Genomic DNA, 16,500 nt, shown 5'->3' with positions numbered 1-16,500 from the left:
GCCGCCCGGCGGGTTTTTGTTATCCGCCCTGCTTGATCGCCAGCACCGCCTGGTTGCGCAGGGTACGCAGCAGCGACAACTCCTTGTCCGGGATGACGATACCGCCGGCTTCGTCGCAATCGGCGTAGATCAGTGCCACCGGACTGCCCTTGATGTTCAGCGGCAGCAGCACGAAGGAACGCGCCGGCACCGCCTGCCGATACCAGTCCGGAATGCGCCCGGCAATCTTGGGATCGTCGATGTCGCTGATCAGGATGTCGGCACCCTTGGAGGTTGCGGCATGGAAGATATCCGGGGTGAAACTCAGGGGGAAGCGGAAGTTGCGGGCAATCTCCGCCGCCTCCGGACCAAAGCCGAAGCGGCCCTGCATGGTGCCCGACTTGGCATCGCGGATGCACAACAGCACCCGCTTGAAGCCCATCGCCCGGTACATGGTTTCGAGAATGATGCGCAGGATGTCGTTCAAGCGATAACCGTCGACCAGGGTATTGCTGATGTCCTGGATCCCGGCGGTCAACACCGCCTGGGCGTCGGCCGCGCCATTGCCGGTCACGTCTTCGAGCACCCCGGGGGCGACGGCATCGCGCAGCATGGTGCCGTCGAGCGAATCATCGACCGGCGGTGCCGCCGCCTCATCCACGCTACTGGCAAATTGCTGCATCTGCCGGCCGAACGCCGTTTGCTGGACGTTCAGATGAATGATCCGGGCGAAATCGGAAATTTCCTCGACCGCGCGCCGAATCGTCTGCATGACTTCCGGTTCGTCGAGCGGCACGGCTTCGTTGAAGCGCCCCAGCACTTTCTGCAACTGCTGCTTGCCGGCCTCCTGCTCGCCCTGCCCGATGACATCGCACAACACGCCGGAAAAACCGGCGAGCACGCGTAGGCGCTCCTCGGTCGTCGCCGGCTTGCGCAGATGGCCGGGCGGCAGCCGCCGCATCGAGCCGACGATCACCGGCGGGAAGCCCCACTGGCGGGCGATGGCAATGCCGAGATCCTCGAAGGAAATCCCCAACACCTGCTGTGCCGCCTGATCGTCGCTGCATCCGCGCTGGGCCATGATGCGGCGGATTTCATCGGATTCCTCGGCAAAATAGTATTGCGACAGCAGGCGGCCGAGATTGTGGAACAAGGCGCAGATGAAGGCCTGTTCGAGATCGTGCATGCCGGCCGCGGCACCGATGTCCTTGGCCAGGACACCGGCCAGATTGGCGCGCAGGAACTCTTCCTTCAACTGGTTGGCGTTGCCCTTGTTCTGCAGGTGCTCGAACAGCAGGACGGTGATGGCGATGTTGCGCACGCTCTCGAAGCCGAGCACGACCACCGCCCGCGACACCGTGCTGATGTTGCCGCCGCCGGCCGGCCGGAAGTAGGCCGAATTGACCAGTCGCAACAGCTTGTTGGTCAGCGCGAAGTCCTTGAGGATGGTGTTCGACAGCTTGTTGACGCTTTCCGTCTCGCTGTTGGCAATGCGGTTGATCGCACTGACCGATTCCGACAAGGCGGGAAAATCGCTCTTGTGACGCATCCGGCGCAGCAGGAAATCGATGGTGGCCTGGCGGCCGACCGTATCGATGACCGGCTCATCGTCGGTTTCCGAATATTCGTCGAGGGCGGCGATGAACTGCGCCATTTCCTGATAGCGCAGCCCCGGGTCGCGAGCCAGCGCCTTGGCCAGGATGCTGCCCAGGCGCTCATCGACGGCCACGTCGTCGGGCAGGCGGATATCCTCGCTGAGGATGCGGCGAAACATAGCGGCCAGACTGTCGCCGGAGATTGCCCGACGGCCCGCCAGCATCTCGTAGAGCACCAGGCCGGCGGAGAATACGTCGGAACGCGCGCTGCATTCCCGGCGCTCGATGTATTCGGGCGCCATGTAGGCCGGGGTGCCGCTCAGTTCGTCCCGGCTGTCGCTGGGCGCATCGACCCGGGCAGCAATGCCGAAGTCCATGACCCGGGGCGTACCGTTTTCGTCGATCAGGATGTTCGAGGGCTTCAGGTCACGGTGAATGATGCCCCGGGCGTGGGCGTGGGCCACCGCATCAAGCACCGGCCGCAGGATGGACAGTGCCTTGAGTACCGGTAGCGCCCCGCCCTGGCGCAGGCGCTCGGCGAGATTCTGGCCGGGCACCAGTTCGAAGACGAGGAAAATGTCCCCGCCCTCCTCGCCGGCTTCGAAAATGGGCACGATATTGGCGTGGCGCAACTGGCTGACCGCCCGCGCCTCGTCGAGCAGCACCTTGTTCTGCGCCGGATCCGGGCGCGTGAAATGCAAGGTCTTGATCGCGACTTCCCGCTGCAATTGCGGGTCGAAACCGCGATAGACCGTGCTCTGCGCACCCCGCCCCAATTCGCCGCGAATTTCGAAGCGGCCGATTTTCCGGATCATTATTCGATGTCTTCCGTCCAGGCCAGACGGGGAATCCCGTCTGCCCCGCCCCACACGATGGCGTTCTGTCCATAATCTTCCGCCAGTGCGAGCGCATCCTCAAGTGCAATATCGGGTACGAAGCAACTTTCCTCGACCGGCCAATCCCCGCTGTCGGCGACGTTTTCGGCGGCATAGGGTTCGTAGTTGCCTTCCAGCAGGTCGCATTCGAGCGCCGACTGCCGCTCGGCGTTGCGCCCGGCATCGGCCTTTTCGCCGCCGGGATTGCAGGCGGTGATGATGGCAAAGCCCGTCTCGCCGCGCCCGGCCAGCCATTCGGCCAGCGCCGGGCAAGCCGCATCGATGCGCAGTTCGAAACTCCCGGCCGGCAGGAACAGCCGGTAGCTTGTTGCCCGATAGGCCTTTTCCAGTTCAGCGCGTTTCGTCATCGCCCTCTCCCCCGATCAGTTTTTCCGCATCGTCGGCCGGCAAGGCCTCGACGTCCTTGAGTTTTCTCGACAACTGGCGCGTCCGCGTTTCGGCTCGGACGATGCTGTTGCTCGCCTCCTCCAGCTTCTTGCGGGTATGCGCCAGCGCCTCGCCGAACTTGCCGAACTCGCCCTTGACCGCCCCGAGCACGGCCCATACCTCGGCCGAGCGCTGCTCGATGGCCAGCGTCCGGAAACCCATCTGCAGGCTGTTGAGCAGGGCCGCCAGCGTGGTCGGCCCGGCCAGGCTGACCCGGTATTCGCGCTGCAGCAGTTCGGCCAGTCCGGGCCGGCGCAGCGCCTCGGCGTACAGCCCCTCGACCGGCAGGTAGAGCAGCGCGAAATCGGTGGTGTGCGGCGGCGCCACGTATTTGTCGCGGATGCTGCGCGCCTCCAGCTTGAGCCGCGTCTCGATGGCTTTCGCCGCAGCCTCGACAGATTCCGGATCCTGAGCGTCAATCAGTCGCTGGTAATCCTCGATCGGGAACTTGGCATCGACCGGCAGCCAGACGACCTCGGCCTCCGCCCGCCCCGGCAGACGGATGGCGAAATCGACGCGCTCGTTGCTGCCCGGCCGGGTGGCCACGTTGGCCGCATACTGGGCCGGCGTCAGCAACTGTTCGAGCAAGGCTGCCAGCTGAACTTCGCCCCAGGTACCGCGGGTCTTGACGTTGCTCAGCACGCGCTTGAGATCGCCGACCCCGGCCGCCAGGTTCTGCATTTCGCCCAGACCGCGATGCACCTGCTCCAGCCTGTCACTGACCAGCTTGAAGGAATCGCCCAGACGCTGCTCCAGCGTCGCATGCAGTTTCTCGTCGACGGTACGGCGCATTTCCTCGAGCTTGCCGGCATTGTCGGCCTGCATCGCACCGAGACGGCTCTCGACGCCAGTACGCAGACGCTCGAAGCGCTCGTCCAGGCCAAGCGAGAAACGGTTCAGTTCGCGAGCAAAGGCCTCCAGGCGTTCGGCCTGCAAGGTGCCGAGCTGGCCCATCTGGGTACTGACGGCCTGACCGAGCAGGCTGGCCGACTGGGCGCGCTCCTCCCGGTCGCGGAAGGATTCCTCGGCATCCTCGCGCCGCCCGCGCGCCATTTCCTCGCGCAGTTCGCGCTCCAGCCGCGCCAGCCCACGTTCGAGACTGTCGCGCAGTTCGCTCAGCGAGCGGGCATCGTCAGCCGGCCGCGTCGCCCGCCAGAGCAGCACCACCTGCAGCAGGATGACCACCATCACCCCGATCGGCAGGGCCAGCGCCATGGTTTCGCTCATTGACTCACCTCAGCGAAAATTCGACCCGCCCGCCTTGCCCGGACGCCTTGCCCGACTTCGGCGGCACCAGGAATATCTGCCCGGGCGCCACCTTGCCCTGCTCAAGCAACCAGGCCTGGACCTGCTCGGCGCGCACCCGCGCCAGCTGCCCCAGATCGGCGTCGGAGGCCGGCAAATGGGTCAGCAGGAGCTTTTCCATTTCCTCGACCGGCAATTCCTTCTGCAGGCCGATGAAGTTCCTCGGCTTGGGGAATTTCGCCGCCTTGTACACCCGCGCCAGATAAGCCGGATATTCGGCCGGCTCGATGCTGGTGGTTTCCGCATCCTTGCCCTGCTTGCGCAGATCGGCGAGCTTTTCCCGCTGCATCGCCTGCTCGATGGCGAAACGCTTCAGTCCTTCGCGATCGGTTTCCGGGTCGGCGTGGCCGGTGATATCCAGTTTCAGCGCGCTGCGATCGTTGAGCGCCCGCGCCAGCGCCTCCAGCTTCTTGCCGGCCGCTGCATCGATCTGCGTCTGCCCCGGCGCGAACGCCAGGGTCGACAATTCCTCGCCGTCGCCGAACATCGAACCGAGCAGCGCGAACGGCGAGGTCACCGCCTTGACGAACAGGTTGACGATGACCTTGACGATCACCCCGCCGAGCGAAAACTGGGGATCGTCGAGCGAACCGGAGATAGGCAGGTTGATGTCGATTTCGCCGCGATTGTTGCGCAACAGTGCAATTGCCAGGTTCACCGGCAGACTGGTGGCATCGGGGCTGTCCACACGCTCGCCGAGCGTGAGCTGATCGAGGAACAGGCCGTTGCTGGCGGTCAGTTGCTGGTTTTCCAGCTTGTAGACCAGGTTCAGCGACAGTTTGCCCTTGTCGATCAGGTAACCGGCGTATTTGCCCGAATACGGCGAAAACCCGGTCAGGTCCACATCCTTGACTTCGGCCTTGAGGTCGAGAAAGGACTTGGCCGCCAGCGGATTGAGCTTCGCGCTGATCGATACCGGCGCCGCCCTGCCGTAACTGCCGCTCAGTTCGAGTTCGGCCACCGTGCCATCAACCGACGACAGACCGGTCACCCGGCCGCCGAGTTTGCCGAGGTCGACCGTGTAATTCGGGCGGACGAAACGGTCGGAAAAGTTCACCATCCCGTTGTTCAGCGTCACCCTGGCAATGTTCAGGGGCAGCGGCGCCTTCTCCGTTGCCGCTACCGCCGAGGTCTCGGCCTCTGCCACCGGGGCGGCCGGCTGACGGACGATGTCGGCCAGATTCAGGCGACCGGCTTCGTTGAGGATCAGGCGGGAATAGAAATCGCTGAGGGCAATTTCGCGGATGTCGATACGCATCGGGTCAAGCCGGAAGTCGATGCCGCCCAGATGCAGCGACTTCCACTTCAGGAAATCGGCCTTGTTCTCGGAATCGACCAGCAACAGGTTGCCCAGCGTCGCCGATCCCTTGTAGCCGGCCAGCAGGCGCCCCCGTTCCAGGCGCAGGGCGGCGTCGCCTTTGGCGGAAAGCTGTCCGCGCTGCAGCAGGACATTGAGAAACTGTCCCGAATAGCCCTGCAGCGAAGTCAGCGGTATCGCCTGCCCGTCGATCTTCAGATTGCTGGCAAAAGGTTCGGCCTGCAGATCCCCATCGACCGACAGCTTGCCCTGCTTGTTGACCGTCGCCTGCAGCGACAGCCGGCCCTTTTCGTTGGGCAGGTTGCCCAGGCCTTCGCCACGCAGGCTCAGCCCTTCAATCAGCTGGACGGCGACCGGCTGTACCGAACGGTCTTCGAAGCGCAGCCCGAGATCGTCGACCGCCAAGCTGCCGACACGGGCCAACCAGGGTGCCGATGCCGGCGGCTGCCCGCGCTTGCCGGAGGGCTTCAAGCGCGGCGGCATCAGCCATTCGATTTCGCCATCGGCGTTGCGCTGAAGCGCGATGCGGGCGCCGGGATTGCTGACTTCGCCGATATCGATGCGCTGTCCGGCCAGGTCGACGCGAACCGCCTTCACGGCCAGGCCGGGCAGTTGCAACTGCTCGCCGAAATCGATTTGCGCGCCGGCCTCGATCACTTCGACGGCACTCAGTTTTTCATCCAGCGGGCCAAGGCGCGCCGAGAAACGGCGGATTTCGCCGTTGACCGGTTTGCTGCCGGACGAATCGCGCCAGCGCAGGGTCGCGTCGTTCAAGGCGAATTCGCCCAGCGACCAGTGCAGCGGGGCGGCCGCCGGTGCCGCGGAGGTGCCGGCGGCCGGTGCCGTCGACAGGCGTTCGGCCAGCGTCAGCAGGTTCAACTCGCCAAGACGATTGACCGAGAGATCGAGTTCCAGCCCGTCCAGTCCCAGCCGCTGCACGACGAACTGCCGGTTGAACGGATCGATCCGGGACAGTTCAACGGCAAGCGCTTTCCAGGCCAGCAGCGCCTGACCGTCGTCCTGTTGCAACTGCAGGTCGGCCAGACGGGCATTGCCGACGAACACCAGCGAGTTAACCCCCCCCGGCAGTTCCTGGAACACCGCCCGGATTTGCGAATCCAGACGCGCCGCAGCGATTTTCACCGGGAGACCGGCCGGCAGATAGGGCTGCAGCTGGGCCAGGTCGAAGCCGGCCAGGTCGAACCGGAGTTCGCTCTCGCGCCCGTCGGCAAAAGGCGTGGTCTGGCCGTCGAGACGGAAGGACGAACCATTGACGTTGGCCGACAGCATCGGCTGGACCAGAATCTCGGCCTGGTAGGGCAGGCTGGACAGGAAAGGCAGCGACAGGTTGAGGTCGGTCACGACGAACTCGCGCTCGCGCGGACGATCGGCAAAGCGGATGCTGGCGCCGACCAGCTGGATGTTGTTCAGGGAAAAACGGGGCGGCGTCTTGTCCGGTGTTTCGTCCGGTTTCATCCACTGCTCGAGCAGATCGGAAATGTCGTATTGCCCTTCGCCGGTGCGCGCCACCGCAACGCGCAGACCGGCCAGCCGGATTTCGTCGATGACCACCGCCAGTTTGAACAGCGAGGCCGCCGAAAGATTGACGTAAAGCTCGTCGAACGCAGCCTGTTCGTTACCGCCGCGCACCACCGAGAGACCGTTGACGGTGACCGACAGCACCAGCGGATTGATCGCCAGGTCGTCGATCCGGACCTCGCCATTCAGTGCCTTCGCCAGTTGTTTTTCCAGAACCGATTCGAGCACCGGAGGCGCCAGGAAAAACCCGGCGGCCAGCAAAACCGCCAAGCCCCCCAGAACACGCTTCCCCTGGCGGCGACTGCTCGGCCGGCTGGCAAATCCACGTAAGGTTGACAGCTTTGACAACACCGACTGAAGCGCTTTGGACATGGTAATCTTGGCGAAAAATTTGACTCAACAAGTCCGCACAAGCGGACATACAGGCGAACAGCAACAATGAAGTGGATTATCGACGATATCAGGCGTGGTTGGGCGCAATTGCACAAGGCGCAAACGCAGCTGACGATTTTCCTGATCACGCTATTTGGCGGTCTGGTTTACCTGATTGCCGGTTATGCCTTCCGGACCGACAGCATCCTCTCCTACCTGCGGATCACCCGGGGCGGCTGCCGGACCATGGACAACGGCCTGATTATCGCCCTGTTCTCGGGCATGATCTTCTTCTCGCTGACCGCCATCCTGACCATCGGGGAGGTCCAGCGCCTGTTCCAGGCCCGGCAGCGCGGCGCCTGGCTTGAGGCCGGCCGGGCGCTGCGCTGGAGCATTTTCTGGGGTTGCTGCGCCGTCGGAATCTGCATCATTGCCCTGCTATTCTTCAAGGCCAACTGTTACTGACTGCCCATGCGCAAGAACCGGGTTTCCGTCGTCATCGTTGACGACAACGACATGATGCGGACCATCCTGCGCGGCATCCTGCGCGGCGAGGAATACGACGTCGTCGGCGAAGCCCGTAACGGCGCCCTGGCGGTCGAAGTGGTCGAACGCATGAAACCGGACATCGTCTGCATGGATGTGCTGATGCCGGAAAAGAACGGACTTGAGGCGATGATCGAGATCAAGCAGTCGCTGCCGGAGACCGAATTCATCATGATCACCGGCAGTGCCGACCCGGAAACCGTTCAGGATGCGATCATGAACGGCGCCGGCGGCTTCATCGTCAAGCCTTTCAACGCGGCGCGCGTGCTCGACGCCCTGAAGAAGGCCGCCACCCGGGTCCGCCAGCGGCGCTAGAAAACGTTGCGCCAGGCGCGCAAGGCGGCGAACACCGATACCGGCGTATCGTCCGCCGCGCCCTGCGCCCGAGCCGCCGCAATGACCGCCGGCACCTGGCAGCGCAGGAAGGGATTGGTCAGGCGCTCCTCGCCCAGCCGCAAGGGCACGGTCGCCTGACCGGCGGCACGTAGCGCCGCCACCCGCTGCCCCCTGGCCTGCACGTCGGCATTGTCCGGCTCGACCGCAACAGCGAACGGTAGGTTCATCTGCGTGTACTCGTGAGCGCAGTAGATGCGTGTTTCGTCCGGCAAGGCCGCGATGCGGGCCAGCGAGTCGCTCATCTGCGCCGGTGTGCCCTCGAACAGCCGCCCGCAACCGGCACCGAACAAGGTATCGCCGCAGAACAAGGCGCCCGGCGCCAGGTAGGCCAGATGCCCCAGCGTATGTCCGGGAACGGCCAGCACCTCGACCGGAACGCCGAGCACATCGAGGCGTTCGCCGCCGCGCAGGGGGCGGGTCCGCCCTGTGATAGACTCATCGGCCGGTGCAAAGACCTCGCACGGCCGGTGGGCCAGCAATTCGGCAATACCGCCCTGATGGTCGGCGTGATGGTGGGTGATCAGGATGCCGCCGAGTTCCAGGCCGTCGGCCGCCAGTCGTTGCAGCACCGGTGCCGCGTCGCCCGGATCGACGACGAAGGCCTGACGGTCACGGCGGAGCAGCCAGATGTAATTGTCCTTGAAGGCGGGAATGAGCGAGATTTCGAACATGCCGGAACTATCGAACCAGAGCGCCCGGATGTCAAATCGTGAACTGGATGCCTGGCTGGCGTCGCCGCAGGGGCGCTACGTGCTCGACTGGGAAATCCGCCAGATCGACGAGACCGTCCCCAACATCTTCGGTTTCAACGCCCTGCAGATCGGCCTGCCACAGTGCGACCTGCTGCGCGCCAACCGGATGGCGCTGCGCATCCGCATCGGCAGCGGCGAATCGGTCGCCATCGCCTGTTCGCCGGCCGCCCTGCCGATTGCCGGGCAAAGCGTCGATCTGGTGGTACTGCCGCATGTGCTGGAATTCGCCGACGATCCCCACCAGATCCTGCGTGAGGTCGAACGCATCCTGATCCCCGAGGGACAACTGATCATCACCGGCTTCAATCCGCTGTCGCTGTGGGGCCTGAAAAAGCAGGCCAGGCGCGGTAGCGGTTTCCCCTGGAACGGCAGCTACCTGTCGCCGACCCGGCTGAAGGACTGGCTCAAGCTGCTCGGCTTCGAGGTCGATCGCGGCAGTTTCGGCTGCTATGCCCCGCCCTGCGAGCAGCAGAAATGGCTGCAGCGCTGGGGCTTCACCGAAAGCGCCGGCCGCCGCTGGTGGAAATTTTCCGGCGCCGTCTATATGCTGCGCGCCGTCAAGCGGGTGCACGGCATCCGCCTGATCACCCCCAACTGGCGCAAGAAGACCGTACGCGCCAAAGCCCTGCGTCCGGTCGCGCAAAAGGAGCAACATGGCGACTGAAATCGTCGACATCTACACCGACGGCGCCTGCCGCGGGAATCCCGGCCCCGGCGGCTGGGGTGCCATCCTGCGCGCCGGCGGTCACGAGAAGGAACTGTGGGGCGGCGAAGCTACCACCACCAACAACCGCATGGAACTGCTGGCAGTGATCCGCGCCCTCGACGCGATGAAGCGCCCGGTCAAGGCGCGCGTGCATAGCGACTCGCAATACGTGCTCAAGGGCATCAGCGAGTGGATTCACGGCTGGAAGCGCAACGGCTGGAAAACCGCCGACAAGAAGCCGGTCAAGAACGCCGACCTGTGGCAGTTGCTCGACGAACAGGCGCGCCGCCACCAGCTCGAATGGATCTGGGTCAAAGGCCACGCCGGCCACCCGGAAAACGAGCGCGCCGACGCGCTGGCCAACCGCGGCATCGATGAATTGAAGGAAACGGCATGAGACAGATCGTCCTCGATACCGAAACCACCGGCCTCAACCCGCGTGACGGCCACCGCATCATCGAAGTTGCCTGCATCGAGATGGTCAACCGGCGGCTGACCGGGCATCACCTGCATAAATACATCAATCCAGAGCGCGAAATCGACGCCGGCGCCCAGGCGGTGCACGGCATCTCGCTCGAATTCCTCGCCGACAAGCCGAAATTCGCCGACATCGCCGACGAATTCCTCGAATTCATCAACGGCGCGCAGCTGATCATCCACAACGCGCCCTTCGACCTCGGCTTCCTCAACGCCGAACTCGACCGGCTCGGCCGGGTCCCGGTCGAAACGATCTGCAGCGGCGTCATCGACACCCTGCGCGAAGCCAAGGAACTGCATCCGGGCAAGCGCAACAGCCTGGACGCGCTGTGCGAACGCTACGAGATCGACAACTCCAGCCGCACCCTGCACGGCGCCCTGCTCGATACCGAACTGCTGGCCGAGGTCTACCTGGCCATGACCCGTGGCCAGAACGCGCTGATGATCGAACCCGAGGAGGCGCCGCGCGCCCTGCTCGGCGCCGACGGCAAGGTCCATCAGCGCAAGCCGCTGGTCGTGCGACGCGCCAGCGACGACGAAGTGGCGGCACACGACGCGGTGCTGGCTGCCATCGACAAGGAATCCAAGGGCAACTGCCTGTGGCTGCCCAAAGCCGCCGCCGAAGCCACCGGCTGATCTCATGCTGCCCGTCTCCCTGCTGCTCTGGCTGATTGCCGAACTGGCCATCTACTACCACCTGGCGCTGGGACCGGGCGGTCTGCCGGCACCGGCCGCCGGACTGGCCGCCATACTGACCCTGCTGTTCGCCCGCGCGCTGCAGAATGCCGGTCTCTGGTTGCTGGCCCGCCGCCATCAGGCACCCGGACAGAAACCGGGACTGCGCATCATGGTCGGCGAGTATCTCGCCTTCATCCGTACCTTCCTGCTGGTCCTGCCTTTCGAACGCCTGTGGATGCCGGCCGACCGGCTGGCGCCGATGGGTCGGGTGGTCCTGCTGGTCCATGGTTACGGCTGCAGCCGCGGCGTCTGGTACCGCCTGCGCCGGCGCCTGGAAAATGCCGGCTGCACGGTAGCCACGGTCAGCCTGTTCCCGCCCTTCATCAGCATGGGCCGCATGGTGCCCCTGCTCAACGAACGCATCGAGGCTGTCTGCCGCCAGACCGGCGCCAAGAAACTGACCCTGGTCGGTCACAGCATGGGCGGACTGATCTGCCGCTCCTACCTCGCCCGCCATGGCAACGAACGAGTCGCCGCACTGATCACGCTGGCAACGCCCAACACCGGCACCGAGCTCGCCCGTCTCGGCGTCGGCCAGAATGCCCGCGAAATGCAGCCGGACTCCCTCTGGCTGCGCGACATGGCGGCGGAAAAGACGACGGTCCCGACCATCGCCTACTGCAATCCCTGCGACAATTACGTCTATCCCCATGACCACCAACGGCTGCCCGGCGCCCACAACGTGGACCTGCCGCCGATCGGCCATCTCGCCATGCTTTACGACCGCCGCGTCGCCGACCTCGTCGTAGACGCGTGCACAACTCCGGAACGCCGCTCATGACCCGTCCAGTGACCGATACCGCCCGCGCCCAGGCGCAGGACCTGCTCGACTTCATCGATGCCAGCCCGAGCCCCTGGCATGCCGTCGCCACCTGCAAGCAACGCCTGCTGGCCGCCGGCTTCGTCCGCCTGGAGGAATTCGATCGCTGGCAACTGGAAGCCGGCGGCCGTTATTTCGTCATCCGCGGCGGTTCGTCGATCATCGCCTTCACCATCGGCAGCCAGCCGCTGGCCGAGACCGGCCTGACCATGATCGGCGCCCATACCGACTCCCCCGGGCTACGCCTGAAGCCGCGCCCGGCGGAAAATGCCAACGGCCTGGTCCGGCTCGGCGTCGAAGTCTATGGCGGACCGATCCTGGCCACCTTTGCCGACCGCGACCTTGGCCTGGCCGGCCGGGTCATGGTGCGTAACGATGTCGGCATCGAAAGCCGGCTGGTCCATATCGACAAACCGCTGCTGCGCCTGCCCAACCTGGCCATCCACATGAACCGCGAGGTCAACGAAGGCGGGCTGAAATTCAATAAACAGACCGAACTGCCCTTGCTGCTGGGCATCGGCGACGACGCGCAAACGGCCGACGCGCAGTTCCGCCGGCCGCTGGCCGACGCGCTGGGCGTCGCCCCGGAAAACCTGATGACCTGGGAACTGGCCGCCTGCGACACGCAGAAAGGCAGCTTCTGGGGCGCTGACGGCGAATTCATCGCCAACAGCCAGCTCGACAACCTGGCCTCCTGCCACGCCGCGCTGAGCGCATTGCTGGCGGTAGACCATCCCAGCCAGACCTGCCTGGTCGCCCTCTTCGACCACGAGGAAGTCGGCTCGGAAAGCGCCGCCGGCGCCGGTGGCAGCCTGGTCGGCGACGTGCTGCAGCGGCTCGCCGGCAACTTCGCCCTCGACGGCGAAGACCTGCGCCGCCTGCTTGCCCGCAGCTACTTCATCAGCGCCGACATGGCCCATGCCTGGAACCCGAACTTCCCGTCGGCCTACGAACCCGGGCACCGGGTCCTGGTCAATGCCGGCCCGGTGATCAAGCACAACTGCAACCAGCGCTACAGCACGGGCGCCGACACGGCGGCGCTGTTCATGGCCATCTGCGAACAGGCCGGCGTCCCCTGCCAGCAATACGCGCATCGCACCGATCTCGGCTGCGGCAGCACCATCGGCCCCATCGTCGCCGCCCGCCTGGGCATCCCCAGCGTCGATGTCGGCGCGCCGATGTGGGCCATGCACAGCATCCGCGAAAGCGCCGGCGTCATCGACCATGCCGACATGATCGCCGCCATGACCGGCGCCTTCCGGCTCTAGACGCCGCGTTCGTCCATCCAGCGCCGCAGTTCGTCGGCCGGCAGCGGCCGGCTGAACAGGTAGCCCTGCATCACCGGGCAGCCGCGTTCGGCGAGGAATTGCCGCTGGATCTCGGTTTCGACGCCCTCGGCCACCACGTCCATGCCCAGGTCGCGGGCCAGTGACAGGGTGGCCATGGCAATCGCCACGTCTTCCTGATCGCCGGGTACATCCTTGACGAAACTGCGGTCGAGCTTGAGGCGGCGGATCGGCAAGCGCTTGAGGTAGGAGAGGCTGGAATAGCCGGTGCCGAAATCGTCCAGTGCCAGGCGGATGCCGAGCTCGCGCAACTGGTTCATGCGCGCCAGCACTTCCGGCGTCGGCTGCATCAGCGCGCTTTCGGTCAGTTCCAGTTCCAGGCCGGCCGGGTCGGCACCGGTATCGGCCAGGATGCGGCGGACGTCATCGACGAAACCGCTCTGGCGGAACTGCAGGGCGGAGATATTGACCGCCATCAGCAGGTCCAGTCCCCGGGCCTGCCAGGCGGCAAGTTGTCGCGCCGCGGTCGCCAGCACCCAGTTGCCGAGCGGCAGGATCAGGCCGCTTTCCTCGGCCACGCCGATGAACTGGACCGGTTGCAGCAGGCCGAGTTCCGGATGCTGCCAGCGCACCAGCGCTTCGCAGCCGACCATGCGACTGTCGTCGGCACCGACCTGCGGCTGGTAATGCAGCACCAGTTCATGGCGCTCGATGGCCCGCCGCAGCGCGTTTTCGAGCATCAGGCGCTCGAGCGCATGCACGTCCATTTCCGGCTTGAAATAGTGATAGGTATTGCGCCCCTGGTCCTTGGCGCAGTACATCGCGACGTCGGCGTGCTTGAGCAGCGTGCTGACGTCCTCCCCGTCACTGGGGAATACGGCGATGCCGATGCTGGTCGACACGGTCAGTTCATGGCCCTCGATGGACATCGGCGCCTGCAGCGCGGAAATCAGCTTGCGGGCGACCACGGCGGCGGTCTCCGGATGTTCGAGATGCGGCAGCAGGACGACGAACTCGTCACCGCCCAGGCGGGCCAGGAAGTCGTTCTCGCGCAGGCAGGCTGAGAAGCGGCGGGCGACGCCGGACAGCAGCTGATCGCCGACCGGATGGCCAAGCGAATCGTTGACCGACTTGAAATGATCGAGATCGAGGAACAGTACTGCCAGGCCCTCGCTCAGACGCGAGGCGTTGCGCAATTCCTGATGCGCCCGTTCGTTCCATTGGGTACGGTTGGGCAGACCGGTCAGCACATCGTAGTGGGCGAGGAAGGCGATGTGTTCCTCGGCGGCGCGGGCCGCCGTCACGTCCTGTGCGGTACCGCGGATGCGCACGCCGCCACCGGCGCGCTGATCGCTTTCGATGCGGAAATGCAGGCGGGTGCCGATCGCCCCCGAGACCGCCAGACGGCAATCGAAAGCCGCCTGCCCCGGGGCCTCGGCGAGTTGTTCCAGCGCCCGCTGCAGGCTGGCCCGGTCGTCCGGATGCACCCGGTTCAACAGGTCGTCAGAAACGATCCGTCCGTGTTCGGACAAGCGCATGATCCTGCGCAGTTCCTCCGAACAATGGCATTCGTCGCTACCCGGCAGGATTTCCCAACTGCCCAGCCGGGCAATGCGCTGCGCCTGGACCAGTTCCTCCTGCTGCTCGACCAGTTGGCGACCGGCGTCGGCCAGTTGCTGGGTACGCTCGTCGACCAGGCGTTCGACGCGCCGCGCGCGGCCGCTGGTCAGCAACAGGAAGGCGCCCAGCACCGCCGTGGTCAACAGGCCGATGGCCAGCGTCAACCACACGCCCCAGCTTCGCAGATTCACCAGATAGGTATCGGTAGCGGCAATTTTCAGCTGCCAGCTGCGTCCGGCGAAATCCACCGTATCCTGCCAATGCATGCGCCGCGCCAGCCATTCCGGCCGCTCGCAGCCCCCCGGACCGAACAGCCGCTGCCCCTGGGCGTCATGATCGATCAGGCAAAGCTCCAGCCCCTTCTCCATCTCGCGGCCCAGCGTGGCGTTGAGGGCGTCGTCCATGCGGAACACCCCCGAGATCATGCCGACCTGACGCGCCGGAGAACCTGAGAACACGGCGTGATAGACCACGACACCGCGCTGTTCGCCCTTTTCCTGAACCAGACGGATCGAAGCCGAGGCCACCGGCAACCGGCTTTCCCGGGTGCGCCGGGCGGCGATTGCCGTCTGTTCGAGCACCAGCGGGTCGAGACCGACGACGCTGCGATTGCTGGCCAGCGGTTCGACGAACAGGATGGGCAGGTACTCGGCACGCGACTCGACGACGTAGGTTCGCCCCGAGGGGTCGCGCCCGAGAATGGCGAAATCCGGGATGCCCGAAGCGCGTACCGCACGCTCGAAAGCCGGCCGCCGGGCCTCGGTCACCAGCGGGCTCCAGCCGAAATTCTGCGTTCCCGGATAGCGCTCGAGCAAAGGCGTGACGAATTCCCGCCAGGTCACCGCGTCGAGTGCCGGATGCACGGTAGCCAGACGCTCCAGGGCCTGCATCTGGTCAAGTTGTGCGTCGAGGCGCTTGCGCACCAGGCTGGCCATGTGTCCGGCATCGCGATTGACCCGGGACTGCAGACGCCGCTCCTCCCAACTGCTGACCTGGATGAAGGTGGCCGCGAGAACGGCCAGCGCGATCAGCATCGGTACCGCCACGTTCAGGCGGCGGCTGCGCCAGTCGGCGGCCGGCTGGCCGAAAAAGACCATCAGCAGCGGCACCATGATCAGCACGCCGAGCGTATCGCCGGCCCACCAGTTCATCCAGGTGAAGGCTGCGTCGTTGGGCGCGATCCCCTGCATCAGGTAAATCGCGAGGGTGCCCACCGACGGGCTGATCAGCGCACCGACGGGCGCGACGACCAGCATGAAGGCGAGGATGCTCTCCTGGCTGTCGAGCGGGTTGTTGCGCCCAAGCAGGCGCAGTGCCAGGCGATAGCCGAACCACGCCTGGAAGGTTGCGCCGGCGGCTGAAAGCGCGAGCATCGGCCAGACGTTGCCGCTGAAACCGCTCTGCATGGCGGCCGCGATCTGCACGGCCAGCGAACCGAAGAAAATGCCGGGCAGGCTGCGCGGACCATGGACCAGCATGGCGGCCAGCGCGATCCCGGCAGGCGGGAACAGCGGGGCCGCGTACCCCGGCGGTACGGCAATCTGCAACGCCAGCCAGCCGGTCAGCGCATAAATCAGGGCGAGCAGCAAATTGCCGCGCAAGAAACCAGACATCGAGAACCTGTAACAGTTGTGCATGAGCTGCAGGAGATTATAGGCGTCCGACGAGCGCCCCCCTGCGACAATCTGACGCAGCAGAGCATAACGCAGCGCGCCGCAAATCGCCGATA

13 protein-coding genes are annotated in these 16,500 nt (G+C 65.3%); 7 read left to right on the top strand and 6 right to left on the bottom strand.

The window, feature by feature from the left end:
• Positions 1 to 19: 19 nt before the first annotated feature.
• The 4 genes from Q0799_RS00705 to Q0799_RS00690 are packed head-to-tail and all read right to left on the bottom strand — an operon-like array spanning position 20 to position 7,286.
• Positions 20 to 2,389 (bottom strand): serine/threonine protein kinase, encoded by a 2,370-nt coding sequence (locus Q0799_RS00705; protein WP_298393153.1) that lies wholly within the window; start codon positions 2,387 to 2,389, stop codon positions 20 to 22.
• Positions 2,389 to 2,817, bottom strand: a complete 429-nt coding sequence (locus Q0799_RS00700) for a DUF3293 domain-containing protein (protein ID WP_298393151.1) — start codon at positions 2,815 to 2,817, stop codon at positions 2,389 to 2,391. The genes Q0799_RS00705 and Q0799_RS00700 overlap by 1 nt, the downstream gene beginning before the upstream one ends.
• Positions 2,801 to 4,123, bottom strand: coding sequence for a DNA recombination protein RmuC (rmuC, locus tag Q0799_RS00695; protein ID WP_298393149.1), 1,323 nt, complete (start codon positions 4,121 to 4,123; stop codon positions 2,801 to 2,803). The genes Q0799_RS00700 and rmuC overlap by 17 nt, the downstream gene beginning before the upstream one ends.
• Before the next feature lie 4 nt (positions 4,124 to 4,127).
• On the bottom strand, positions 4,128 to 7,286 hold the full coding sequence (locus Q0799_RS00690; RefSeq protein WP_298393147.1) for a DUF748 domain-containing protein: 3,159 nt from the start codon (positions 7,284 to 7,286) through the stop codon (positions 4,128 to 4,130).
• A 210-nt stretch (positions 7,287 to 7,496) separates the two neighbouring features.
• Between Q0799_RS00690 and Q0799_RS00685 the strand changes: the two genes are divergently transcribed.
• Entirely contained in the window at positions 7,497 to 7,895 is a 399-nt protein-coding gene (locus tag Q0799_RS00685; protein ID WP_298393145.1) for a hypothetical protein, read from the top strand.
• A 6-nt stretch (positions 7,896 to 7,901) separates the two neighbouring features.
• Positions 7,902 to 8,291 carry a response regulator gene (locus Q0799_RS00680; protein ID WP_298393144.1) on the top strand — a complete coding sequence of 130 codons (390 nt, stop codon included), beginning with the start codon at positions 7,902 to 7,904 and terminating at the stop codon, positions 8,289 to 8,291.
• Here the strand turns inward: Q0799_RS00680 and gloB are convergent.
• Complete coding sequence (gloB, locus tag Q0799_RS00675; RefSeq protein WP_298393142.1) at positions 8,288 to 9,043, bottom strand: hydroxyacylglutathione hydrolase; 756 nt, start codon at positions 9,041 to 9,043, stop codon at positions 8,288 to 8,290. The genes Q0799_RS00680 and gloB overlap by 4 nt on opposite strands.
• A gap of 28 nt (positions 9,044 to 9,071) precedes the next feature.
• On the opposite strand from gloB, the gene Q0799_RS00670 reads away from it, so the two are divergent.
• From Q0799_RS00670 to Q0799_RS00650, 5 genes are read left to right on the top strand one after another with little or no spacing between them, the layout of a single operon-like run.
• The gene (locus Q0799_RS00670) at positions 9,072 to 9,788 is read left to right on the top strand and encodes a methyltransferase domain-containing protein (RefSeq protein ID WP_298393555.1); all 717 of its coding nucleotides are present in this window, start codon (positions 9,072 to 9,074) and stop codon (positions 9,786 to 9,788) included.
• Complete coding sequence (gene rnhA / locus Q0799_RS00665; protein WP_298393141.1) at positions 9,778 to 10,227, top strand: ribonuclease HI; 450 nt, start codon at positions 9,778 to 9,780, stop codon at positions 10,225 to 10,227. Before Q0799_RS00670 ends, rnhA begins: the two co-directional genes overlap by 11 nt.
• Complete coding sequence (dnaQ, locus tag Q0799_RS00660) at positions 10,224 to 10,943, top strand: DNA polymerase III subunit epsilon (RefSeq protein ID WP_298393139.1); 720 nt, start codon at positions 10,224 to 10,226, stop codon at positions 10,941 to 10,943. Before rnhA ends, dnaQ begins: the two co-directional genes overlap by 4 nt.
• A 4-nt stretch (positions 10,944 to 10,947) precedes the next feature.
• Complete coding sequence (locus tag Q0799_RS00655) at positions 10,948 to 11,826, top strand: alpha/beta fold hydrolase (RefSeq protein WP_298393137.1); 879 nt, start codon at positions 10,948 to 10,950, stop codon at positions 11,824 to 11,826.
• Positions 11,823 to 13,133, top strand: coding sequence for a M18 family aminopeptidase (locus Q0799_RS00650; RefSeq protein WP_298393135.1), 1,311 nt, complete (start codon positions 11,823 to 11,825; stop codon positions 13,131 to 13,133). The genes Q0799_RS00655 and Q0799_RS00650 overlap by 4 nt, the downstream gene beginning before the upstream one ends.
• Here the strand turns inward: Q0799_RS00650 and Q0799_RS00645 are convergent.
• The gene (locus Q0799_RS00645) at positions 13,130 to 16,384 is read right to left on the bottom strand and encodes an EAL domain-containing protein (protein WP_298393132.1); all 3,255 of its coding nucleotides are present in this window, start codon (positions 16,382 to 16,384) and stop codon (positions 13,130 to 13,132) included. The genes Q0799_RS00650 and Q0799_RS00645 overlap by 4 nt on opposite strands.
• Between the last annotated feature and the right edge of the window lie 116 nt (positions 16,385 to 16,500).

The sequence above is a fragment of the uncultured Azonexus sp. genome (assembly GCF_937982035.1).
Lineage (GTDB): Bacteria > Pseudomonadota > Gammaproteobacteria > Burkholderiales > Rhodocyclaceae > Azonexus.
This window is presented reverse-complemented; position numbering and strand designations above follow the sequence as displayed.